This is a genomic window from Myxococcus sp. RHSTA-1-4 (assembly GCF_020037125.1).
Taxonomy (GTDB): Bacteria; Myxococcota; Myxococcia; order Myxococcales; family Myxococcaceae; genus Myxococcus.
The window spans coordinates 164,259-187,396 of record NZ_JAIQDG010000006.1 but is presented as its reverse complement, the minus strand read 5'-3'; the positions used below and the strand labels follow the sequence as shown (position 1 = coordinate 187,396).

Here is a 23,138-nt window from a genome sequence, read left to right as displayed (position 1 = left end):
CCCGGCCAGCATGTCCGAACAGAAGACAGGTCCCGAGCACCGCCAGCACGGGCGGGCCCCCATCGAGCTGAAGGTCGACTACAAGAAGCTCAACTCGTTCTTCGCGGACTACACGAAGAACATCAGCAAGGGCGGCACGTTCATCAAGACGAAGAAGCCGCTGCCCATCGGCACGCGCTTCCTCTTCAAGCTGACGGTGCCCCACCGAGAGGCGCCCTTCGAATTGCTGGGCGAGGTGGTCTGGTCCAAGGCCGACGCCGAGGAGCCTGGCATGGGCATCCGCTTCATCTACAGCAGCGAGGCGCAGCGGGTGGAGTTCGAGACCGTGGTGGAGCGCCTGATGTCCGACAGCCTCGGCCCCGAGCTGACGGAGAAGCTGCTCAACAAGCCGCTGCACCCGCACCCATGAGGGCCTTCCTCCGGACGGCGGTGGTGGCCGTGCCGCTGCTCGTGGCCGGCTGCCAGCAGGAGGCACAGGGGAGCCCGCCGAAGTCCCCGTCACAGCAGGCGGCTCCGGCGCGCCGGCCCGTCACCGATGTCACCGCGGAGGACTACGCGATGCAGCCGCTGCCCCGGGGGTACGTGCGGCTCAAGGACGCCTATGGCGGCGTGCACCGGGTGGAGGTGGAGGTGGCCGCCACGCCCCAGGCGCGCACGCGCGGCCTGATGTGGCGCAAGGAGCTGGCGGACGGGAAGGGCATGCTCTTCCTCTTCCCTTACGAGGAGGTGCAGGGCTTCTGGATGAGGAACACGCTCATCCCGCTGGACATGCTCTTCATCTCGTCGGACCTGCGCGTCGTCGGCATCGTCTCGCGCGCGCAGCCGAGGACGCTCGACTCGCGCTCGGTGGGCGTGCCCAGCCAGTACGTGCTGGAGGTGCCCGGCGGCTGGACGGAGAAGGTGGGCGTGCGGAAGGGCTCCACCGTGGAGTTCGAGGGCGTGGCCGGGGTGGGCATCGTCCCCTGAGCCGCGGCCGTGATGAAGAAGTGACACACCTTCCAATGGGTTGCCACACTGCCTCCGCAGGATGCGCCCGCGCCCGCGCGTCCCCGTGCCGGCGATCAACCTTGGAGGGAGTGTTTCCATGTCTTCTCGTCTCTTGGGGCTCGCCACCAGCGCGATGCTCGTGGGCAGCACCGTGGCCGTCGTCGGCTGCGAGGGGGCGCAGGGCCCCGCCGGTCCGTCCGGCCAGCAGGGTCCGGCGGGGCAGGACGGCCAGGACGGCGCCAACGGTCAGGACGGGCAGGAGGGTGAGCAGGGCCCCGCGGGTCCTGGCTCGTCCGGCCAGCCCGGGCCGGGGGCCGTCACGCGCGCTCCCGGCGTGGAGCCGGGCACGGCGCTGTCGTCGGTCATCGCCATCACCTTCAGAGGAGACCTGGGCACCGGCACCACCAACGTGGCCGAATACGTGAAGGCGCGCGTGGACCAGGTGGTCGCCGGCACCCTGCCGACGCCCATGGTGTTCCCGCTGCCGTCGGCCTCGACGGACACCGTGCGCACGGTGCCGGGCCTGTTCTCCACCACGGTCATCAAGTGGATGGACCCCATCGGCTACGCGAAGACGAGCCCGCGCTTCGGAGGCAACGCGGACTACATCGCCTTCTTCGGCGACGGATGGTCCGCCAATGGCAGCGCGCCGTCCTTCAGTGGCAACGGCGGCGCGGGCTGGATGTGGGTCAACCACGAGTACGTCTCCGGCAAGAAGCCGAGCACGGGCACGGCCCCCATCGGTCAGCACCTGGACTTCGCGAAGTTCCTGCGCAACACCGGCGTGCTGTCCAACACCGTGACGGACGGCACCACCTGGCAGGCCGATCAGCTCGTCACCTACAACCGCGAGTGGAAGAAGCAGGTGGGCGGCTCGTGGATTCGCGTGGTGCAGGACCCGGCCACCGGCGAGTGGGCCGTGGACCGCGCCGCCGCCAACAAGCGCTACGACGCCACCAGCGCCACGCTGGCGAAGGTGGTGGGCGTGCTCCTGTCCGGGACGGACCGCGACGACAGCGGCGCCGCGCTGGAGGCGAACGTGGTGCCCGGCACCCACTCCAACTGCTCCGGCGGGCAGACGCCGTGGGGCACCATCATCTCCGGCGAGGAGAACACCCAGAACGCCTACGGCGACCCGGAGAACGCGCTCTGGGAGGGGAACGACTGGAGGGCCGGTGCCGTCGGTTTCGCGCCGGGCGCGCCCATCTCGCCGGACTTCTCGGCCCCCACTTCGGGTGACTTCATCAGCGCGGATGCCAACTCGAGCCACCTCAAGGACGGGTACGGCTACCTGACGGAGCTCGACCCGGGCCAGCCCGGGGACCTCTGGTACGACAGGGACGCGGCGAAGCCGGGCGCGGGTCACCGCAAGCTGGGCGGCATGGGCCGGGCTCACTGGGAGAATGCCGCCTTCGTGGTGGGCGCGGACTGGAAGCTCATCCCCAACCAGCCCATCGTCATGTACGGCGGCGACGACCGCCGCGGTGGCCGCATCTACAAGTTCGTCTCCAGCGGCAACTACACCGAGGGCATGACGAAGAAGCAGGTTCGCGACCTGCTGAACGACGGCAAGCTCTACGCCGCGCACTTCGCGGGCCTGGACAACAGCACGGGTGACACGCTGGTGGGGGGCGCGATTCCCTCCGAGCAGGCGCCGGGCCAGGGCCGCTGGGTGGAGCTGGGCCTGGACAGCCAGGACCTGGTGCCCAACGGCGAGGCCTTCGGCCAGCCCACGCTGACGGTGGGCGCGGCGCTGCGGGACGCCAGCTACAACGCCATTGGCGGCTTCACGACCGACGACCAGGTGCGCAAGCTGCTCTGGACCGTCTCGAACAAGCTGGGCGTGATGGAGCTGAACCGCCCCGAAGACCTGGAGTGGAACCCGAAGGACCCGAGCGGCACGCCGCTGCTGTACGTGGCCTTCACCGAGCACGGTGACAAGACCGTGCTGGACCAGCAGGGCCGCATCACCACCGCCGAGCGGAACGCGGAGGGCGTCTGGGTGAAGAAGAGCCGCGGCGCCACGGACAACCGCTCCGTCGACAAGGTGGGCTCCATCTTCGCCATCCGGGAGTCGAACACCGCCGCGCCGGGCGGCTCGAAGACGTTCGCCTGGTTCCGCGTGTGGAAGGGCGAGACGGCCTCGCTCAGCGCGGAGCCGGAGTACTCGGCGGCCAAGCCGGACAACCTCGCCATCGACCGCGAGGGCGGCGTGTGGTTCGGCACCGACGGCAACTTCGGCGTCAACAAGGTGGCCGACAGCGTCTACTACCTGAACCAGAGCCCGGCCCACCGGGGCAGCGCGTACTACCGCAAGGCGTTCCGCGTGCTCTCCGTGCCGAGCGACGCGGAGGCCACCGGCCCGGCGTTCAGCCCGGACATGAAGACCCTCTTCGTCAGCGTCCAGCACCCGGGCGAGGACAACTTCAGCGTCTGGCCGTAGCCGGCGTCTCGCGCGGTAGCGGAGGTTGAATCGGATGTCCCCGGTGTCGAAGGGAGTCGTGCGGGGGGCCCTCATCGGGCTCCTCGCGCTGGGACTGGTGGTGTCGGCCGTTGGCGTGTGGCGGGCCCGTGGCCGTCCGCTGCCGGAGCCTCCCTTCGACCCGCTCGCGCAGGCGCTGGCGAGCGGCAGCCGCGTGGACAACCGCGAGGCCCCCATTCCGTCCATGTGCTACACGAAGACGGAGGGGGTCTCCAACCCGTGCTGGACGTGCCACACGGGCGGCGTCGGCGACAACGTCATGGACGACGAGGCCTTGCAGGCCGAGTACGCGTTCAGCGACGTGGGGCAGACGAACCAGTGGACGAACCTCTTCACGGACCGCTCCGCCGCCATGGCGGACATCTCCGACGGAGAGGTGCTGGAGTACATCCGCCAGGACAACTACACGCCGCTGCGGGCCGCGCTGCTGGGGCGCCCTGGCGGCTTCAAGGGCTGGGTGCCGGACCTGGACCTGGCCCGGGGCTTCGACGCGGACGGCTTCGCCCGCGACGGCAGCGGCTGGCGGGCGGTGCGCTACAAGCCCTTCCTGGGCACCTTCTGGCCCACCAACGGCAGCACCGATGACGTCTTCATCCGCCTGCCGGAGCCCTTCCGGCGGGACACGGAGGGCCATCCGTCGGTGGAGGTGTACCGGCTCAACCTCGCCGTCCTCGAGGCGGCGATGACCGTGGACCCGGCGCTTCAGGACGTGAAGCAGGGGCGGCGCCGGGTGGAGCCCGTGGACGAGCGCGTGGGTGGCGTGGACCTGGACGGGGACGGGGTGCTGGAGGCCGGGGTGGAGGAGGTGCGCGGGCTGCCGTCGCACTACGTGGGCGGCGCGGCGAAGGTGGCCGTGCGCAAGCACTACTACCCGGTGGGGACGGAGTTCCTCCACACGGTGCGGTACGTGGACCCGGACGCGCCCACACTGCTGTCCATGCGAATGAAGGAGGTCCGCTACTCGCGCAAGGACGAGGAGCACCAGGACCTGCGCGTGCGGAGCTTCTACCAGGAGGAGCGCGAGAAGAAGCTGCAAGGGCGCCTGCCCGTCTTCGCCGGCAACCCCGAATTGGGGCTGGTGAACGAGTTCGGCTGGCGCCTGCAAGGCTTCATCGAGGACGCGCGCGGGCGGCTGCGCGTGCAGACGATGGAGGAACACACCTTCTGCATGGGTTGCCATACCAATCTGGGCGTGACGGTGGACCAGACGTTCGGCTTCCCGCGCAAGGTGCCGGGGAAGGAGGGCTGGCGGCACCAGGACCTGCGCGGCATTCCCGACGTGCCGCAGGCAGGCCACGCGAAGCCGGAGGTGCTGACGTACTTCGAGCGCGTGAAGGGCGGCGACGAGTTCCGCGCCAATGACGAGCTGCTCTCGCGCTTCTTCGCGGGTGGCGCGCTGGACGAGGCGTCCGTGCTCCGCGCGGCGAAGGGAGGGGACAGGGACCTGGCGTGGCTGGTGACGCCGTCACGTGAGCGGGCCCTGGCGCTGGGCCGGGCCTACATGGCGCTGGTGCGCGAGCAGGGCTTCACCAAGGGGCGGGACACGCTGCTCGCTCCGCCGAGGAACGTGCTGCCCCGAGTGGAGAACGGCTCCACCGGGCTGGAGGACGCCGGCCTCATCTTCGAGGACGGCCGGCTGCACCTGGCGTGGGAGCCACCGGGGCCTCTCACCGGCGGATGATGCGCACGCCGTGGCCCGAGCAGGGGAGCCACGGCGTTTCCAGAGGACGTGAGCGTCAGAGCGAGAGGATGACGCGTCCTTCCAGTGCTCCGGACTTCATCCTCGCGAAGATGTCATTGATGGACTCCAGGGGCGCCTGGGTGAAGGTGGTGTGGACCTTGCCCTCCGCTCCGAACTGGAGCGCCTCGGCGAGGTCGGCGCGCGAGCCCACGATGGAGCCTCGAATCGTCAACCGCTTGAGCACCACGTCGAAGATGGGCGCCGTGAAGCTGCCCGGAGGAAGGCCGACCAGCACCACCGTGCCCCGCCGGCGGACCATGCCAACGGCCTGGGTGAAGGCCTGCGGAGAGACGGCCGTGACGAGCACCGCGTGGGCGCCGCCGAGCTCGCTCGCCACCCGGTCCACGGGGTTCTCCTGCCGCGCGTTGATGGCGAGCTCGGCGCCCAGGCGCCGGGCCAGGGCCAGCTTGGATTCCGCCACATCCACCGCGGCCACGTGCAGTCCCATGGCCCGGGCGTACTGCACCGCCATGTGGCCCAGTCCGCCGATGCCGGAGATGACGACCCACTGGCCCGGACGCGCTTCCGTCTCCTTGAGTCCCTTGTAGACGGTGACTCCCGCGCAGAGCAGAGGCGCGCCCTCGGCGAAGCCCAAGCCCTTCGGCAGATGGCCCACGTACTGGGCATCGGCCAGGATGTATTCGGCATAGCCCCCGTTGACGGAGTAGCCGGTGTTCTTCTGCTCCGGGCACACCGTCTCCCAGCCGGTGACGCAGTACTCGCAGTGCCCGCATGCCGAGTAGAGCCAGGGCACGCCTACCCGGTCCCCCTCGCGCACCGCCCTTACGCCGGGCCCCACCGCGACCACCGTCCCGGCACCCTCGTGCCCTGGAATGAAGGGGAGGGAAGGCCTGGCCGGCCAGTCGCCTTCCGCCGCGTGCAGGTCCGTATGACAGACGCCGCACGCGGAGACCTTGATGAGCGCCTGCCCCAGTCCGGGCTTTGGCGTGGGAACCTCCTCGATGACCAGGGGCTGACCGAACTGGTGGACGACCGCGGCCTTCATCGTGTCGGGCATGGCGCACCTCTCTCCATGACTGGGGCCGGACCGCGCGGCGGGCAACGCACCCGAGGAAGGACGGGCGGGGGGCGAGCGGCCCGTTGGCCCCGTCGCTGACCGGCCTGCTCCGCGCGCCGGCCATCCAAGGACGAGGCTCGAGATTGCCTTGTAATCGTGTGCATCGAAATGCATATGTGCATTCAAATGCACGCGTCCAAGGAGGAGCCATGGGCCCCAACCTCGTTCTCGCCTCCACCGTCCTGCTGAGCGCCTTCGTCCTTCTCTCGGCCTTCGATGGGCTGTACCTGCACCTGTGGCGCTACCGGCTCCATGCGCGCTCGGAATCGCAACGGGAGCACTGGCTGCACACGGTCCGTGCGCTGCTTTTTCCGCCCATTCTCGCGACGCTGTTCCTCGCCCCACCGAGGGGGAGTGTGCTGTGGCTGGGCCTGGCGCTGGTCGCGGTGGACCTCGTGGTCGAGCTGTTCGACACCTTCTCCGAGCGGGATAGCAGGGCCGCGCTCGGGGGGCTGAGTTCCTTCGAGTACTCGCTCCATGTGGTGCTCACGACACTGCGGGTGGCTGCGCTGGCGCTCGCGCTCGCGGCCGTTCCGCCGGAGGCCTGGAGCTTGTGGGCGCCCACCGTCCCCGTGCGAGAGCACCCTGTCTGGGTCCGCTCGGTGGTGGAGGTCCTGCTGCCGGGGACCGTCCTCGCCGCGGGCGTTCATGTGTGGCTGGGGTGCCGGTGGGCGGTCACCCCGATGTGCCGCTGGGCTCGGGTGTGGGGGAGGGCGGGGTGATGGCGGCGCAACGTGCGACGGATGCGCGGGCCCGGAGTGTGGACGAGCTGATCACGCTCCTGGACTCCGCGTTCCTACGGGCGCTCACGGAGCCCGCCCGGCTGGAGCTCCTGAAGGTGCTGCTCCGCCATGGCCCCGCGGATGTCGGGGCCATTGCCGCCCGACTGCCGCAGGACCGCTCGGTCATCTCACGCCACCTCAAGGTGCTGCACGACGTCGGTGTCGTCCGTGCGCGCAGTGAGGGGCGACACCGCATCTACGAGGTGGACGGGCAGTCGTTCCTCTCCTCATTCGAGGGACTGCTCTCTCGTGTGCGGGAGCTGGCGCCGGTGTGTTGCCCACCGTGAGGGTTCCCGGGCTGGGACGGGGGACTGGAAAACGCCGGGCTCAGCTTCGAGGAATGCCGGCCGCCCTGGACCTGTGCTTCGCGACACCTCGCGTGGCCTCAGGAATCTTCCTTTGCTTGACATTGCTGGGACAGGTGGTTCGTGTCTACCACCCGGGAGGGATTGCCGGCTGCGGTTTCCCTGCCATCCCATGCGGAGCGTACGCCGCCGCGATTCCTCTCCATCCTGAGGAGGCACCGCGGTCGGACGTGACGTGGAGGAGGCCGCACGATGCAGGCGGAGGAACTGGAGCGGAAGGCCAGGGCCGCGGCTGTTGGGTGGTCTCGTTGGCGCCTGGGGCCCGCGAGCTTCCGCGACCTCATCACCCGTGTCGACGTCGAGACGCTGCGCTATGGGCGCCTCATCACGCGCTACGCGATTCGCTCGGGAACCTGGGTGGAGGAGCCCTTCACGGGGGGAGCGAACACGTTCGGTCATGCCAGGGAGTTCGAGTCACTGGACCTCTGGATCGGGACGCCCGAGGAACTTGCGGCGCGGACCTCTCACCTGACGAGCTGTGGCAGGTGCTCTGGCAGTGGGCAGGTGACGTGCCCCTCCTGTAACGGCACCCTGCGTGCGGCCTGTTCGGGCTGCGGCGGCAGCGGGCGGCGGATGAGCCGGGCGCGCAAGAGCTACCGGATGGTCAACTGCTCGGCGTGTCGCGGCAACGGACAGAAGAAGTGTGTCCGTTGCTCGAATGGACGCGTGGGCTGCTCGGCATGCCGGGGCTCGGGTCGCATGCGCCGGTGGTTGAAGGTGACGACCGCGCAGCACACCCAGGTGAGCGTCTGGCCCGATGACCCGCGTCTTCGCGCGCATCCGGGCCTGACGCAGGGCTCGCCGGTAGCCCTCCAGTGGCGAGGCGCGCGGACGCTGGAAACGCGAGAGCACGACGGGCCGATTCCGACCGCCCGGCTGGGGCCGGAGGCTGAAGCCTCCGGCTTCCTTTCCGTGCGTCCTTCCTTGGAGCCGAACCTGGACCCCCTCCGGGCCCGTGTTCTCTCCCAGAACCTGGAGGTGTTCGAGGCTCCATCCGCGACCGTCCATTACACATTCGCCGGCAGTCAGGGCTTCATCAAGCTGCTGGGCAGCGACTTCCGTCCAACTCCGGCCCGTGACACCCGTCCCTTCATCTACCGCTTCGCATGGCTGTTGGGCGTGTTCTTCACGAGCTTCTTCGGCGCCGTCTTCCTGGTGAACGCGTTCGCGGGTCGCCATGACTTCTACCGGCGTCATCCTTCGGCGGGGCTCGTCGCGTTGGCCTCGTTGGGCCTCGTGCCGGGACTGTGGCTGATGGCCGCGAGTTGGTTGCGGCGGCGCCGGGCGGATGGCTCGAAGTCGGCGAGACGGTGGCATGACAGGCTCGGTCTCGGCATCACGGGGCTCTGTGCCCTCACCGTCCTGGGCTGCTTCGTGTTCGTGAGTCCTTCGACCCAGGCATTGAGCCGGCTGACCGCCTCTGGCGCGCTCGACATGGCCGAGCTGCATGCGAGCGCACTGCAGTCTGAAGGAGACACGTCCCCCGAGTTCGTCGAAGCCCGGAATGCCTTCGTGCTGGCTCGCATCGCCGGCATGGAGAACCGCGACGCCGTGAAGCTCATCACTCACTACGCGAGCACGAAGGTGGGCACGGAGCCCCTGGAAGTGGAACGCCGACGCTTGCGTGAGGTCTGGATTGTCTCGGCGCTCTCCGGGGACCAGGACGCAGAGATCGAGCAGGAATTGATGGCCCTTGCGGACGAGGGAGCGCCGACGGCCCTTGTTGACGGGCTTCGCGCGCGGCTCGAAAACCAGCGGCTCGAACAGGGCAAGGCCCTGCTCGCGAAGGGGCAGGTGGAGGATGCGCTCAGCACCCTGCTGCGCATCCGGGCTCCCGCGCTTGCCGCGGAGCCGCCCGGTCCTCTGCTGTCGCATGCCTACCTTCGGCGGGCCCAGAACTGCCCGCCAGAAGGGCTCCGTTGCCGGGCCCACGCTCTCAAGCTCGCGGTGGAGGCCGATCCTGGCGAAGCCGCCCGGACGGCGCTTGCGACCTTCCGTTCGGCGGAAATCGCCCGGATCGGGAGGATGACCCGTCCCGCCGGGGGGCTTGGCCCCACGCTGCGAGCACTTCAATCCGCGGAAGTGGATGCGGGTGTGCTGCTCTCCGTGCTCGACGGAGACGCCCAGCTGACCGAGGTGCACGACGGCCTGCTCCAGCGACGCGAAGCCCTGCTTCGAGACCGCCGGCCGCTGGGGGAGCCCGTGGAGGTTGCACAGGCTTTGCTGGGGCACTCGGGACTGGAGGAGAAGCGCCCCGGAGTGCTCTCTATTCGCGAGGTACCTCCTGGCACGCTCGTTCATCTCTTCGTGAGCCAGGGCGTTACGCGTGGAGTCCATGTCACCGCCGTGAACCATGGGCGCGAAGCCCTGGCCACGGACGCACTTCAACAGGTGGCCCGGCGCCTCACGGGGCAGACGTTCGCGGCGAAGGACCTGGCACGTACCGGGACCGGGGTGGCCCATGTCCCGGCGCGTCTGGGGGCGCATTCCGCATTGCTGGGCTGGCAGGACGGAACGCTCGTCGAGGCCCTCATCGGGAAGGTGGAGCCATGAAACAGGGGAAGCGGGTGCTGGTCGCGGCGGGAGTCGTGATGGGCTTCGTCGCCGCCCGCGTCGCGTGGGCGCATCCGGGGCGGACCAACAGCTCGGGCTGCCACAACAACCGGCGCACGGGCGACTATCACTGCCATGGCGGAGGCAGCTACTCGGGAGGGTGGAGCGCGCCAGCAGCGGAGCCGACGCGGCTTCAGGTGGTCGCCATTCCGCGCGCTCGCGTCTGGATCAACGACCAATTCGTGGGGCTGTCCCCGACGCGCGCCATCAAGGTGGACAGCGGGAAGGTGAAGGTCAGGCTCGAGCACGTCGCGCTGGGCGCGCATGAGGTCACGGCAACCGTCACGGCTGGGGAGACGACAGCGCTCACGGTTCGTTGGTGAGTGCGCGATACAGTGAGGCAGCGGGCCGCCCGCCTCACCGCTGCGCGCGGCGCTCCAGCAGCTCCGTGGAGCGGTGGATGAGCTGCTTCATCGTCACCGTGCCCAGGAACCGTCCCTGCGCGTCCGTCACCACCACCGGGTCATAGAGGAACTCCGGTGAGCGCTTCATGGCCAGCCGCGCCAGCGTGGTGATGGCCATGCGCTCCTCGACCACCAGCGGGTTCTTGTCGGGCGTGTGCGCGCGCTGCCGCATCACCAGCGCCCGGGGCCGCTCCGCTCCGTCCAGCATGACGACGTGGTCGAGCTGGGGCGCCTCGTGGAACAGGCCGTCCAGCTCCCGCGACGCCATGCTCGCGTCCACGCACATGCGGCGGATGACCATGCTGCCCACCGTCTCGTCTTCCTCGCCGTCGGGGAAGTCCAGGGCGCGCATGGCCTGGTGGCGCCGCTCCTCGAAGTCACCCGCGGGGCGCACGGGCACCGACGCCGGACGCGCCACGAGGTAGCCCTGCACGTGCCGGATGCCCAGCCGCAACAGCACGGCCAGCTCGTCCCACGTCTCCACGCCCTCGGCGATGAGGACGGCGTCCACGCTGCGCGCGAAGTCCACCAGCGACTTCACCAGGTGCTGCTGGTAGCTGTACCGGTGGATGTCCCGCACCAGCGCCTGGTCCAGCTTGATGAACTGCGGCGCGCTGTACACCAGCGTCACCAGCCCGGAGTGCCCCGCGCCGAAGTCGTCCAGCGCAATCCCGAAGCCCTGCGCCGTGCACTGGCGCGTCAGCCGCTGAATCAGCTCCGTGTCCTCGAAGGCCGCCTTCTCGGTGATTTCCAGCACCAGGTTCCGCGGGTTCAGCCCGTAGCGCGCCAGCAACTCCACCGTGGAGCCGTCCCCGAAGCGCGGGTCGCTCAGCACGTCCGGGCTGACGTTGAAGAAGAAGGGCGCGCGCCGCTGCTCGTCCGGCAGCGTGGAGATGCAGCGCAGCGCCGACGTCCAGCACGCGCGCTCCAATTCCCACGTGAAGCCCTCCACACGCGCCTGCGTGAAGAGGACGTGCGGCTCGCGCCACACGCCGGGACCACGTGACAGCACCTCGTGGCCGATGACTTCGCCATGACGGAGGTCGACGATGGGCTGGAAGACGGACGTGACGCTGGGCTCATCGCCGTTCCACAACCAGGATGGAGCTCGAGCAGAGATGCGGGAGGGGGAGCCGCTCATGTGAGGAAAGTGTAGCTCATGCGGCCGACGGCTTCAGGCCACCCGCGTGAGTACCGCGCGACACCCCCATTACGGCCGGGCAACGGAGGCGCCACTCGCCCCCCCGGCTCAGGATTCCCGGACTTTGGGAATTTCCTCAGAGGGCGTTGTGGCCGTTCCCGCCGCGAGCGGGTCCACGGGAGGCGGAGCCACGGCCGGCGTCACCGACAGGGCGGCCTGGGTGGCGACCGCGTCCAGGGACTGTCCCTCCTCCCACTGCACGGAGGACAGGGCCCGGAACCGGCGGGCGAGCGCGGACAGCTCCGCGGCCTTGAGCTGGGCCTGCCCGCTGCGCAGCGACAGCAGGGCCACGCGCGCCCGCTCCAGCAGGGCCACCTCGGCGCGGAGCCTCGCGAGGATGCGCTCCCGCCGCTGCTTCAGCTCGCCCAGCCGCTCCACCTCCTCCGCCAGTGAGGCCGCGGCCAGCTCGAGCTGCCGCCTCGCCACCGCGTCCGTGCTGGCGCGAGCGCTGCGCTCCAAATCCTCCCGCTCCGCCTGCAGCTCCGCCTGCGCGCGCTCCTCCAGCTGCGCCTCCACGCCCGCCCACTCCGAGGCCAGCTCCACCGCGTCGCGCGTAATCCGTGCCAGGGTGCGGGCCAGCTCCTCGCGGGCCGGCTCGCGCGGCAGCAGGGCGAGCGACTGGCCGCACTGCCGGTAGAGCGCGAGGGCGCGCTCGGACAGGGTGCGGAAGTCGCCCGCCAGCCGGGGGAGCAGCTCCTCGGCGCGGGCCTCCACCGGGTCCGCGGACAGCGCCAGGTGCGCCGCCGCCGCGCTCAGCCCCATGAAGAGGCCGAGGATTCCCCCCACCAGGCCCACCCGCAGCAGGGCCGGCGTGGCCAGGTCCAGCAGCCGCGCGGAGAAGACCTGCGCCACCTCGAGCCCGGCCAGCGTGAGCCCCGCGCCCAGCGCGGCCCCCAGCCCGAAGTGGACGAGGGTGGGGCGGGCCTCCGCCACCTGTCCCTCCTCGCCCCGCTCGTTGAGCCGCGCGCGCACCAGCAGCGCCCCCGCCGCCGCCGCGCTGCACGCCACCGTCCATGCCGGCGCCATGCCCAGCGCGTACGGCAGCGCGGTGAGCAGCACGCCCAGGCCCCCCAGGAGGACGCGGTCCCACTTGTCTCCCCGCGCGCACGCCACCACCACGGCGGCGGGAACCAGCCACGACAGCGGCAGGGGCAGGCCCACGCGCAGGGTGACGAGGTGCACGAGCCCCGCACCGGCCCCCGCGGCGAGGGCGCGCGTGACGGTGCGCTCGAAGGCTTCACGGTGGTGGAACTGCAAAATGGTGGCGCTCATCGACTCCCCTCGGACACGGGCCGGGCCGGGAATTCCCCCTTTCACGCGCGGGCGAATAAAAAGGTCTTCCGGATGAGACCTCCTCCCATTCCCGAGACGATGCGAGCGCTGGTCCTCACCGCCTATGACGGGCGGCGGGAGTCCCTCCGGGTGGAGACGCTGCCCGTGCCGTTTCCCTCACCGGGCCAGGTGCTGGTGCGGGTGGCGGCCTCCCCCATCAACCCCTCGGACATGCTGTTCGTCCGGGGGCTGTACGGGGCGAAGCGGCCCCTGCCCGCGGTGCCGGGCCTGGAGGGCTGCGGCACCGTGGTGGCGGCGGGCGGTGTCACGGGACGGCTGCTGGTGGGCCGGCGCGTGGCCTGCGCGGCCCACGCCGAGGGGGACGGGATGTGGGCGGAGTACGCGGTGGTGGGGGTGTCGCGGTGCCTGCCCCTGCGCGCCCACATCTCCGACGAGCAGGGGGCGGGCCTCATCGTCAATCCCTTCACGGCGTGGGCGCTGATGGAGCGCGCGCGCGAGGGCGGGCACGTGGCGCTGGCCCAGACGGCGGCGGCGAGCTCGCTGGGGCGCATGCTGCTGGCGCTGGCGAAGCGCGCGAAGGTGCCCATGGTGAACGTGGTGGGGCGGCCGGAGCAGGTGGAGCTGTTGCGGAAGCTGGGCGCCGAGCACGTGCTGAGCAGCCACGAGTCGGAGTTCGAGGAGCGGCTGCGGCTGATGTGCCACCACTTGAAGGTGTCGCTCGCCTTCGACGCGGTGGGTGGACGGCTCACCGGGCAGCTCATGCATGCCCTGCCCGAGGGTGGCACCGTCATCGTCCACGGCCTGCTGTCCGAGCAGGAGTGCCGCATCCACCCGGGCGACTTCATCTTCGGCGACAAGAAGGTGGAGGGCTTCTCGGTGGAGCGCTGGGCGCGCCAGGGCTTCGGGAAGGAGAAGCTCAAGGCGGGCATGGTGGTGCCCTCGCTGGTGGGCCGCGTGCTGGAGACGCCGGTGCGAGCGCGCCTGCCGCTGGAGTCCGCGGGCGAGGCGGTGCGCATCGCCGCGTCGGACATGACGGCCGGCAAGGTGCTCTTCATGCCGGGGCAGGGCGCCCCGGCATAGGCCGGCGCCTCAGGCCTTGTCGCGGGAGATGGGGCCCACCTTCGCCTTGGTGACGCGGAGGTAGTCCGCGGGCGCCAGCACGAGCTGCGTGCCGCGCACGCCGGCGGACACCGCCACCACGTCGAACAGCTCCAGCGTCTCGTCGACGAAGACGGGGTAGTCCTTCTTGCCGCCAATGGCGGTGCAGCCACCGCGCACGTACCCGGTGAGCGGCTGCAACTCCTTGAGCGGCACGGTGTCCACCTTGCGGTCGCCGGTGAGCCGGGCCAGCGCCTTGAGGTCCAGCTCCGCGTTGCCGGGCACCACCGCCATCAGCACGCCCGTGCGGTCTCCCCGCGCCACCAGCGTCTTGAAGACCTGCTCCGCGGGCATGCCCACCTTGGCGGCCACCGTCTCCGCGGACAAATCCTCCGGGTCCACCTCGTAGTCGCGCAGCTCGTACTTCACACCGAGCGAGTCCAGCAGCCGGGCGGCGTTCGTCTTCACGGTGTCACCCCCCCAGGGCGGTGGCCGCGGCCTTCACCCGCGCGAGCGCGTCCTCGGGCGTGGTGCCCACCGCGGACAGGTGCCCCATCTTCCGGCCCTTGCGCGCGTCCCGCTTGCCGTACAGGTGCAGCCGGACGCCGGGCATGGCCAGCACCTCCTCGAAGCGCGGGCCGCCCTCCTTCAGCCACAAGTCCCCCAGCAGGTTGACGATGGCCGCCGGGCGCACCACCTCCACCGAGCCCAGGGGCAGGTTGCACACCGCGCGCACCGCCTGCTCGAACTGGGAGGTGAGGCAGGCGACTTCCGTGGAGTGGAAGCTGTTGTGCGGGCGCGGCGCCAGCTCGTTGACGAGCACGCTCCCGTCGCGCAGCAGGAACAGCTCCACCACCAGCAGGCCCTCCACCTGGAGCGCCTCGGTGATTCCGCGCGCCAGCTCCGTGGCCCGCGAGGAGACCTTCTCCGGCAGCGGGCCCGGCAGCAGGGACCACGCGAGGATGCGCTCCTCGTGGTGGTTGTAGGCCGGCGGGTACACCGCCACCTCGCCCTTCGGGCTGCGCGCCACCAGCACGGACAGCTCGGACTGCAAGTCCAGCGCGGCCTCCACCACCACGGAGCGCTCGCCCAGCTCCTTCCACGCGGTGGGGGCCTCGGCGGCGGACTTCACCTCCACCTGGCCGCGCCCGTCATAGCCACCCTCGCTGGACTTCACGAAGCAGCGGCCGCCCAGCGCCTGAATCGCCTCGGCCAGCTCGGCGGCGGAGTGGGCCTCGCGCCAGGGGCCCAGGGGGAAGCCACCCTTCGCGAGCCAGCCCTTCTGACGGCCGCGGTGCTGCACCACGCGCAGCACGTCCGCGCCCGGGCGCATGGGCGTGTGCCGCGCCACGGCCTCCAGCGTGGACAGGGCGACCTTCTCGATTTCGAGCGTCACCGTGTCGCTGCCACGCGCGAGCTGCTCGGCGGCGGCGGTGTCCGAGAAGGGGGCGGTGATGCACTGGTCCACCACCGAGAGGGCGGGGCAGGTGGGGTCCGGGTCCAGCGCCTTCACCTGGAAGCCCAGCGTGCGCGCCGCCAGCGCCATCATCCGCCCGAGCTGGCCGCCACCGAGGATGCCAATCGTCCCGCCGGGAAGCACCACGCGCGCCTTCATGAAATCTCCCGGTGCGCCAGCACCTCGTCGGTGCGCGCCTTGCGCCAGGCCGCGAGCCGCTCGCGCAGCTCGGGGTACTTCAGGCAGAGGATGGACGCGGCGTGCAGGGCGGCGTTGGCCGCGCCCGGCTTGCCGATGGCCTGGGTGCCGACGGGCACGCCCTTGGGCATCTGGACGATGGACAGGAGCGCGTCCAGCCCGCTCAGCAGGGTGGTGGGCATGGGCACGCCGATGACGGGCAGCAGCGTCTTGCTGGACACCATGCCGGGCAGGTGGGCGGCCCCTCCCGCGGCGGCGATGATGACGGACAGGCCCCGCGACTCCGCGGTGGACGCGTACTCCATCATCCAGTCCGGGGTGCGGTGGGCGGACACCACGCGGACCTCGTGTGGAATCGCCAGCTCCTTGAGGATGTCGACCCCGGGCTGCAGGTACTCCAGGTCGCTCCTACCGCCCATGATGACCCCGACCCAGGGGGTGACCGTGCTCGCCATATGGTGTCTCTCCGCGCCTCAGTGCGCTCTCCGGCCGAAGGCTGGAGGAACGCGGAGATAGGGCGGGGGCATTCCGCCGGTCAACCTGGAAAGCCAGCCCCCGGCGCCGCCCACACCGCCCGCATGCACGGCAGGGCGACTACCGGTTGCGCCAGGACGCCACGCGCCTTCATCCCGATGGTGCGCATTAATCAAGTTATGTCAGTTTTTCTGGATGCACAGACCCACACCCCGTTTCCGACGTTCCCGAGCCGTTCTGCCGTGTCTCCTGCTTCTCCTGGCGCTCGCCGGGTGCCGCCCGGAGGGGGCGGCGGAAGGGGAGGCTCCCCCGGAGGCGGTGGCGCGGGAGTCCGCGACGCTGACGGGCTCGGCCACCCAGAGCCTGCCGCCCATCACCCTGCGCAACGCGCTCGTGACGCAGCCGTTCGACCCGGAGCTGCTGACGCCGGACGGGCGGCTGGGCCTGTCCTTCCTGGGCGGCAACCGCGTCCGCTTCCTCGCCCTGGGGGACCCGGCCATCAACGTCACCTCGGGCGCGCCCCGCTTCGCCGCGCCCATGGCGCAGGGCGCCGTCATCGACGTGGACCTGCCTCCGCTGGCGGCACGGTCCGCCAACCTGGTGCGGGTGGACGGCGCGGCGCCGCTCTACACCTCCACCGCGCTCCAGATATGGACCAACTCGGGGCAGGGGGCGCTCTCGCTGGACCCGCGCTACTCGCCGGCGGGCAAGCCCTTCCCGGTGACGACGCCCGGTGAGTGCGCCGGCATCACCCCCGCGATGCGCGAGTCCGTCGTCGCGCCAGGCGGCCGGTACGAGTGCTACCGGCTCATCCACTTCCAGCCCTACTACGCGCCCACCACCGGGGCGCTCCTGTTGCACCAGGCGGAGGTCGCCGTGGTGGTGGATGCGCGCCGTCCCGACACCACCACGGGCGTGCCGGCCCGCGCGGCCAACCCCAACGTCGTCAGCGTCCAGTACCTCTCCGGCACCATGGCCCCCTGCCGCAGCCAGGGCCAGTCCTTCTACCTGTGGGCGCTGGAGGCCAGCGCCACGGCGGACGCCCGGCTGGTGGTGTCCGAGGGCGGCCGCTGGTCCTACAACGAGACGCCCTGGAATCCGAACACCTGGACCACGCAGCGCGAGTTCGGCGCGCTGTACGACAGCGTGCGCAACGACGTGGAGGGCACCCGGCGCATCTGCCGCCACATCGACCCGGCCACGGGCCAGCCGTCCTGCACCACCGCGACGGAGGAGGACTTCGCGCGCGTGTACCCGCTGGCCGCGCGGCCCATCTTCCTGGCGGACGGCACGCGCCGGACGGACGGCGGGCTGCCCACGCACCTGCAGTGCGGCTACACCTGGGTGACGCCCGAGGGCACCGACGTCTTCTGCCGCCCCAACCCCGCCATCAACGGCACCGTGCAGCCCTCCGTCGCCGTGGAGCTGACGCAGGGCTTCGAGAGCTCCACCGGCATGCACTTCTTCGCCTTCGGCCAGCACACCGGCTGGGTGCTCCGCCGGCTGGACGCCTCCATCAACAGCCGGCGCTTCAACCCCGAGGGCCTGAACAGCTTCCCGCCGGTGCAGCCGGACCCCATCCACCGTCCCTTCTCGCCGGTGTTCCTCAACACGGCCACGGGCTTCTGGGCGGAGAACCGCACCTCCCCGGAGCGCTCGCTGCCGCTGCAGCGCCAGTGGCCGCTCTTCCAGTTCATGACGCTGGACGACGGCATCCGCAACGCGGCTGGGGCGCAGTACGGCGGCCTGGGGCTGCTGCCCGAGTACGGCACGGCCATGTGGACGAACATGCATTACTGGGAGGCGTCGTTCGCGTGCGGGGTGAGCCCTACCTGCCTGCTGCACCTGCCCATGAACGAGCTGTTCTATGACACTACCGCCGCGCGGGGCGTGCTGCGGGCGCTGCCGCTCACCCAGGACACCTCCAGCAACAGCGACTTCCTGGACGCGGCGGGCAACCCGCTGGCGCGCATCAGCCCGTACGTGGGGCAGCTCCAGGGCGCCGCGCGCTTCGTCGGCGAGGTCTACGGGACGGCCTCGGACGAGCGCTACCTGTCCGGCTACCGCGGCACCGCCGTCAGCCTGGGCGCGAGCGGCCTCGTCACCGTGTCGGGCAACACCGCGGACGCGCCCGCGTGCCGCCGCAACAAGGGGTGCCTGGCGGCGGAGACGTACGGTGGTGGCTTCACCGCCGAGGTGGCCTTCCTGCTGCTCTTCAACCCCGCGGGTGTGTCGCTCCCCATCGCCCAGCACCACGGGCTGTGGGCCTTCCGCGTGCAGGGCGGCGCGCTGGTGGCGGACCTGACGTACGTGGGGGCCGACCAGGTGCGGCGGGTGCTGACGCTGTCGGCGCCGGGCACGCTCCCGTACTCGCAGCTCGGCGCCACGCCGGCCGCGCAGGCCCCGAACTGGCGCCACGTGGCGCTGCGCGTGGCCCCGGACGAGGGGCAGGCCTTCCTGCTGGTGAACGGGGTGGTCGCCGCGCGGGCGGACCTGGTGGCCGGCTCCACCTTCATGGGGCCGGCGTCCGGCTCGGGAGAGCTGGTGCGCGCGGGCCCCGGCGGCGCGTGCACGGCCTGCCCCGCCAACGACGCGCTCTTCATCGACGAGCTGGCCTTCCACCGCGTGGCGCTGCCGCTGGAGGAGGTCGCCGCCTCGGCGTCCGCCTTCTCCGGCCGCCAGGACTTCCTGACGCCCTCCGAGGCCCGCACCCTGTTCGCGCGCTACTTCAGCGCCACCAACCCGCGCCAGCTCGGCCTGCAGCCGGACGGCTTCCCGCGCTTCGTGCGCCCCGAGGATTTGCGCGTGCCGGCGTCCTTCCGCGCCTTCCTGCAGCCCGGGCAGGAGGCCGCCTTCCGGCAGCTCGTGGCGGTGGGTGAGCAGCTCTTCCGCTCGCCGGTGCTGTCCACCAACGCGGCGGGCGTCAGCCAGACGCAGGCGGGCACCGGCGAGCCGCTGTCCTGCGCCACCTGCCACCGCCAGGAGCGCGCCTTCACCGACGGGCGCGCGACGGCCATGGGCACGCAGTCCGTCCCGCTCAACACCCCCACCATCGTCAACCGCGCCTTCGGCACCAACCAGTTCTTCGCCCGCCGCTCGCAGGACCTCATCGACCTGGCGCTGGAGCCGGTGGTGGACCCGCGCGAGCTGAACGGCAACGTGCCGAGGATTCTCGAGCGCATCAACACCGGCGCGGACCAGGCGGCGCTGCGGCAGGGCTTCACGTCCGTCTTCGGCGCCGTGCCCGTCACCAGCAACCACCTGGAGCTGGCGCTCACCGCGTTCCAGCTCGTGCAGCTCAGCGTGGACTCGCTCTCGGAGGCGGTCATCGCCTCCGGCCAGCCCGTGGTGGACGGCCAGGGCAACCTGCTTCGGCCGGAGCTCTTGCGGCTGGGCCGGGAGCTCTTCGAGGGCAAGGCGCGGTGCAGCGCGTGCCACACGGGCCCCAACCTCACGGACGAGCTGGCCCATGACACGGGCGTCTCCGCCACCGCCGGCGCCATCAAGACGCCCACGCTGTGGGACGTGGCGGACACCGCGCCGTACTTCCACGACGGCAGCCGCGCCACGCTGCGGGACGTGCTGGACTTCTACAACCGCGGGGGCAACGTGCCCGGCCGGGTGCGCGACGGCCTGCGCGTCATCGACCCGGAGCTGCGCCCGCTGGCCCTGGCCGAGCGCGAGCTGATGGCACTGGAGCTGTACGTCCGCTCGCTGCGCAACGCCGCGCCCGTCATGTCGCAGGGCTTCCAGGGGCTGGCCTTCAGCGACCACGGCCCCATCCCCGGGATGAGCTGCGTGTCCGTCAACGAGTCCGCGGACCCGGCGGGCTGGTCCGACAACTACCTGTGCTCGCCGCGGCCCGAGGGCCTCGCCTGGAGCAGCGCCGGCCCCATCGCCGGCATGCGCTGCACCCAGGTCTCCGAGGCGGCCGAGCCTCCCGAGACGACGTGGAACGACAACTACGTCTGCGTGCCGACCAGCTCGACGCTGAACTTCACCTGGTCCATGGCCGGCCCCGTGGCTGGCAAGGCCTGCGTGCGCTTCCACGAGCCGGCGGACCCGCAGCCGTGGATGGACAACTACCTCTGCTACGACGAGCCGCTGCGCCTGCGCTTCAGCGCGGAGGGCGCCATCTCCGGCATGGTGTGCACGCTGACGAACGAGCTGTACGACACCGCGGGTGGCTGGAGCGACAACTACCTCTGCGCGAACAAGGACGTGGGCCTGCGCTGGAGCATGGGCGGTCCCATCTCCGGCATGCGCTGCACGCAGGTCAACGAGGGGCTGGAGCCCCCGGAGACGACGTGGAACGACAACTACGTGTGCGTGCCGCCCGAGTCGGACGTGCTGCTGTCCTACTCCATGGCGGGCCCCGTGGCCGGGCTGTCCTGCGTGGTGCTGAACGAGCCGAGAGACCCGCACTCCTGGGGTGACAACAACCTCTGCTTCCGCGAGGAGCCGCTGGCGCTGACGTTCTCCGCGGCGGGCGCGCCCGCGGGGCAGTCCTGCATCTCCGTCAACGAGGGCGCGGACCCGGGAGGCACCTGGAGCGACAACTACTTCTGCGCCAACCGTGACATCGGCATGCGGTGGGGCAGCGCGGGCCCCATCGCCGGCATGCGCTGCACCCAGGTGAACGAGCCGGCCGAGCCCGTGTCGACGACGTGGAACGACAACTACCTGTGCGTGCCGCCCGCGTCGTCCGTCACCTTCACCTGGTCCTACTCCGGCCCGCTCGCCGGGAGGACGTGCGCTCGCTGGTACGAGGCCGCGGACCCCCACTCGTGGGGCGACAACTACCTCTGCTACGCGTACTAGCGGCACCTCCCTCCGGACGTGAAAAGCCCCGCCTCCACGCGCTTCGTGGGGGCGGGGCGGGAGCGCCCGGCGGGGCGGGGCTTCAGTAGGTGGAGCCCAGCTTTCCGAAGCTCTTCAGGGCCCGCACCTTGCTCTTCTTGACGGCGGCCCGCGACTCCTCCTCGCTGTCGGCGCCGTCGTACTCGTCCATCGTGGCCTGCTGCTCGGCCATGTCGGGGGCCACCGCGGCGGCGCCCGCCACGGCGCTGGCCTCGTGGAAGAGGGCCTGATTCTGCTGGAGGTAGCCCTTCGCCTCGTCCTTGCGGCCACCGCGCAGGGCCTCGGCGGCCTTCTGCATGTTGACGGCGCTGCGGGCCCGCGCCGCGTACACCGTGGCCTCCTTGTCCTGCCGCGCCAGCACCTCCTCGCGCCGGTCCGTCACCACCGCGGACAGCGAGGCCCCGTTCTCCACGCCCACGCTGCGGATGAGGTCCGTGTACGCGAGCTTCAGGTCCGTGACCCGCACCGTGCGGCCCACGACGTCATCCGTGACGTTCAGCCGCACCACCACGCGCTCGAGCTGCCCCGCGGAGAAGTCCGGCAGCGTCACGCTCACCACGTTGCCGGACTGGCTGGCGCGGTAGCCCAGCACCTCGCCCAGCGACGTGCCCGGGGGCAGGGTGAAGGTCAACGTCACGTCGCGCGCCACGGAGGTGGTGGCCTGCTGCAGGTCCTTCTGGAAGAGGGTGGCCAGCTGCCCCGCGTCCTCCAGGAAGCCGTACGCGCCCGCGCCGTACTCGGCGAACGCCTGCATCAGGTCCTCGTTGAAGTCCGTGCCCACGCCGATGGCGCTCAGGGTGATGCCGGCGGCGCGCAGCTCGCGCGCCTGCTGCGTCAGGCCCGCGTCGTCGGTGACGCCCTCGGTGGGCTGGCCGTCGCTCATCAGGATGAGGCGGTTGACGGAGTACGCGCCCTGCGCCGAGGTGAGCTGGAAGCGGCCGGCGGACAGGCCCGCGCCGATGTTGGTGCCGCCCTCGTCCCAGATGCCGTCGATGTACTGGAGCATCCGCTCCCGGTTGCCGGGCGTGGCCTGCAGGGACGGCAGGCTCTTCACGTCCGAGCCGTAGTGGACGATGGCCAGCCGGTCCTCGTCACGCAGCAGGGACACCAGGTGCCGCGCCGCCTGCTTCGCCTGGGCCAGCTTGTAGCCGCTCATGGAGCCCGAGCGGTCGATGACCAGCGCCAGGTTGACGGGGCTGCGCTTCGCCCCCGGCACCTCGGCGCCCGTCAGGTCCACCGTGGCGAAGAGCTCGGAGGTGCCCGTGGGGATGTACGGGTGGGACAGGCGGCTCGTCATGGTGAGCGAGCCGTGCGTCGCCGTCACGGACGGGGGAGAGGGCGGGGTGGGCACCGGCGGAGCCACCAGCACGGGGGACGGCGGCTTCGGCGGCTGGCTCAACTGGGGCAGCCCCAGCACCAGGGCGGTGAGGGCGAGGCCGCCGGCCAGGCTGAGGAAGAGGACCGTTCGGTTCATGGCAGGGCTCCTTGCGCGAGCGACGCGGGCCCTGCCTTTACGAACGAGGTGCGGGAAAAGGTCTACCTTCCGCGCCGGAAAGTGTCAGGTGCCCGTCTCGGCCACGGGTGCGCCCGCGCAGAAGAAGGGCGAGTTGTTCTCGCCGAACGTCGCCCGGTACTGGGCCTCGTTCTCCGCGCGCAGGGCCTCCAGGGTGGCCTGGTCCAGCAGCAGGGGGCGGCACGCCATGCGCTCCGGCAGCCCCGGCAGCACGTCGCTGGTGTCCTTCACCTCGCAGGCGCTGGAGCCCTCCACGCAGGGCTTGCTGCAGTAGCCCATGGCGGGGGCGTTCCCGTTCACCGTGCCGTCCTCGTTCAGCGCGCGGGGGTAGTCCTGATCCCTCACGCAGATGAGGTCCTCGCACCCCAGGGAGCCGAAGGAGATGAAGTCCTGCCGCGCGGCGATCTCCTTCTCGAGAATGGGCATGGTGTCCTGGCCGGTCTGCGCCTTCTCCTCGGCGGTCGCCTTGCGGACCAGGGCGCACGGCTTGCCAATCTCGCTGGTCACCTCGCAGCCGCCCAGCAGCAGCGCGGCGGACATCAGCAGGGTGGTTCGCACGGACATCTTCATGAGACCTCGGACCTCGACAGAAG

At 71.0% G+C, this 23,138-nt stretch carries 18 protein-coding genes; 10 read left to right on the top strand and 8 right to left on the bottom strand.

The window, feature by feature from the left end:
• Window positions 1-10 precede the first annotated feature (10 nt).
• From plpQ to K8638_RS11470, 4 genes are all read left to right on the top strand, one after another.
• The gene (gene plpQ, locus K8638_RS11485; RefSeq protein ID WP_223754655.1) at window positions 11-409 is read left to right on the top strand and encodes a motility regulator PlpA; all 399 of its coding nucleotides are present in this window, start codon (window positions 11-13) and stop codon (window positions 407-409) included.
• Window positions 406-966, top strand: a complete 561-nt coding sequence (locus tag K8638_RS11480) for a DUF192 domain-containing protein (RefSeq protein ID WP_223754514.1) — start codon at window positions 406-408, stop codon at window positions 964-966. The genes plpQ and K8638_RS11480 overlap by 4 nt, the downstream gene beginning before the upstream one ends.
• A gap of 118 nt (window positions 967-1,084) precedes the next feature.
• The gene (locus K8638_RS11475; protein ID WP_223754513.1) at window positions 1,085-3,430 is read left to right on the top strand and encodes a PhoX family phosphatase; all 2,346 of its coding nucleotides are present in this window, start codon (window positions 1,085-1,087) and stop codon (window positions 3,428-3,430) included.
• Between the two features lie 34 nt (window positions 3,431-3,464).
• A complete protein-coding gene (locus K8638_RS11470; RefSeq protein WP_223754512.1) occupies window positions 3,465-5,150 on the top strand; it encodes a hypothetical protein in 1,686 nt (561 codons plus the stop codon).
• 55 nt (window positions 5,151-5,205) lie between these two features.
• Here the strand turns inward: K8638_RS11470 and adhP are convergent, their stop codons facing one another.
• On the bottom strand, window positions 5,206-6,228 hold the full coding sequence (gene adhP / locus K8638_RS11465) for an alcohol dehydrogenase AdhP (RefSeq protein WP_223754511.1): 1,023 nt from the start codon (window positions 6,226-6,228) through the stop codon (window positions 5,206-5,208).
• A gap of 209 nt (window positions 6,229-6,437) precedes the next feature.
• On the opposite strand from adhP, the gene K8638_RS11460 reads away from it, so the two are divergent.
• The 4 genes from K8638_RS11460 to K8638_RS11445 all read left to right on the top strand — a co-directional run bounded on the left by K8638_RS11460 (window position 6,438) and on the right by K8638_RS11445 (window position 10,371).
• A complete protein-coding gene (locus K8638_RS11460; protein ID WP_223754510.1) occupies window positions 6,438-7,010 on the top strand; it encodes a hypothetical protein in 573 nt (190 codons plus the stop codon).
• Entirely contained in the window at window positions 7,010-7,357 is a 348-nt protein-coding gene (locus K8638_RS11455) for a helix-turn-helix transcriptional regulator (protein ID WP_223754509.1), read from the top strand. Before K8638_RS11460 ends, K8638_RS11455 begins: the two co-directional genes overlap by 1 nt.
• 795 nt (window positions 7,358-8,152) lie before the next feature.
• On the top strand, window positions 8,153-9,988 hold the full coding sequence (locus K8638_RS11450) for a hypothetical protein (RefSeq protein ID WP_223754508.1): 1,836 nt from the start codon (window positions 8,153-8,155) through the stop codon (window positions 9,986-9,988).
• Window positions 9,985-10,371: a YHYH domain-containing protein gene (locus tag K8638_RS11445; protein ID WP_223754507.1), complete on the top strand. Its 387-nt coding sequence runs from the start codon at window positions 9,985-9,987 to the stop codon at window positions 10,369-10,371. The genes K8638_RS11450 and K8638_RS11445 overlap by 4 nt, the downstream gene beginning before the upstream one ends.
• A 34-nt stretch (window positions 10,372-10,405) precedes the next feature.
• Here K8638_RS11445 and K8638_RS11440 read toward each other — a convergent pair whose 3' ends face one another.
• Window positions 10,406-11,593 (bottom strand): EAL domain-containing protein, encoded by a 1,188-nt coding sequence (locus K8638_RS11440; RefSeq protein ID WP_223754506.1) that lies wholly within the window; start codon window positions 11,591-11,593, stop codon window positions 10,406-10,408.
• 108 nt (window positions 11,594-11,701) lie between these two features.
• Window positions 11,702-12,925, bottom strand: a complete 1,224-nt coding sequence (locus K8638_RS11435) for a hypothetical protein (protein WP_223754505.1) — start codon at window positions 12,923-12,925, stop codon at window positions 11,702-11,704.
• A 72-nt stretch (window positions 12,926-12,997) separates the two neighbouring features.
• Between K8638_RS11435 and K8638_RS11430 the strand changes: the two genes are divergently transcribed.
• The gene (locus K8638_RS11430) at window positions 12,998-14,026 is read left to right on the top strand and encodes a zinc-binding dehydrogenase (RefSeq protein WP_223754504.1); all 1,029 of its coding nucleotides are present in this window, start codon (window positions 12,998-13,000) and stop codon (window positions 14,024-14,026) included.
• 9 nt (window positions 14,027-14,035) lie between these two features.
• On the opposite strand, the gene ybaK is transcribed toward K8638_RS11430, so the two are convergent.
• Genes ybaK through purE form a run of 3 tightly spaced genes read right to left on the bottom strand, consistent with a single transcriptional unit; the run spans window position 14,036 to window position 16,153 of the window.
• Window positions 14,036-14,512: a Cys-tRNA(Pro) deacylase gene (gene ybaK, locus K8638_RS11425; protein WP_223754503.1), complete on the bottom strand. Its 477-nt coding sequence runs from the start codon at window positions 14,510-14,512 to the stop codon at window positions 14,036-14,038.
• 4 nt (window positions 14,513-14,516) lie between these two features.
• Entirely contained in the window at window positions 14,517-15,659 is a 1,143-nt protein-coding gene (purK, locus tag K8638_RS11420; protein ID WP_223754502.1) for a 5-(carboxyamino)imidazole ribonucleotide synthase, read from the bottom strand.
• Window positions 15,656-16,153, bottom strand: a complete 498-nt coding sequence (gene purE / locus K8638_RS11415; RefSeq protein WP_223754501.1) for a 5-(carboxyamino)imidazole ribonucleotide mutase — start codon at window positions 16,151-16,153, stop codon at window positions 15,656-15,658. Before purE ends, purK begins: the two co-directional genes overlap by 4 nt.
• Before the next feature lie 337 nt (window positions 16,154-16,490).
• On the opposite strand from purE, the gene K8638_RS45165 reads away from it, so the two are divergent.
• A complete protein-coding gene (locus tag K8638_RS45165; protein ID WP_223754500.1) occupies window positions 16,491-20,993 on the top strand; it encodes a cytochrome c peroxidase in 4,503 nt (1,500 codons plus the stop codon).
• An 82-nt stretch (window positions 20,994-21,075) separates the two neighbouring features.
• Here the strand turns inward: K8638_RS45165 and K8638_RS11405 are convergent, their stop codons facing one another.
• Together K8638_RS11405 and cglC are read right to left on the bottom strand one after the other, a co-directional pair.
• Window positions 21,076-22,506, bottom strand: a complete 1,431-nt coding sequence (locus K8638_RS11405; RefSeq protein WP_223754499.1) for a VWA domain-containing protein — start codon at window positions 22,504-22,506, stop codon at window positions 21,076-21,078.
• 84 nt (window positions 22,507-22,590) lie between these two features.
• Window positions 22,591-23,115 carry an adventurous gliding motility lipoprotein CglC gene (gene cglC, locus K8638_RS11400; RefSeq protein WP_223754498.1) on the bottom strand — a complete coding sequence of 175 codons (525 nt, stop codon included), beginning with the start codon at window positions 23,113-23,115 and terminating at the stop codon, window positions 22,591-22,593.
• Window positions 23,116-23,138 lie beyond the last annotated feature (23 nt).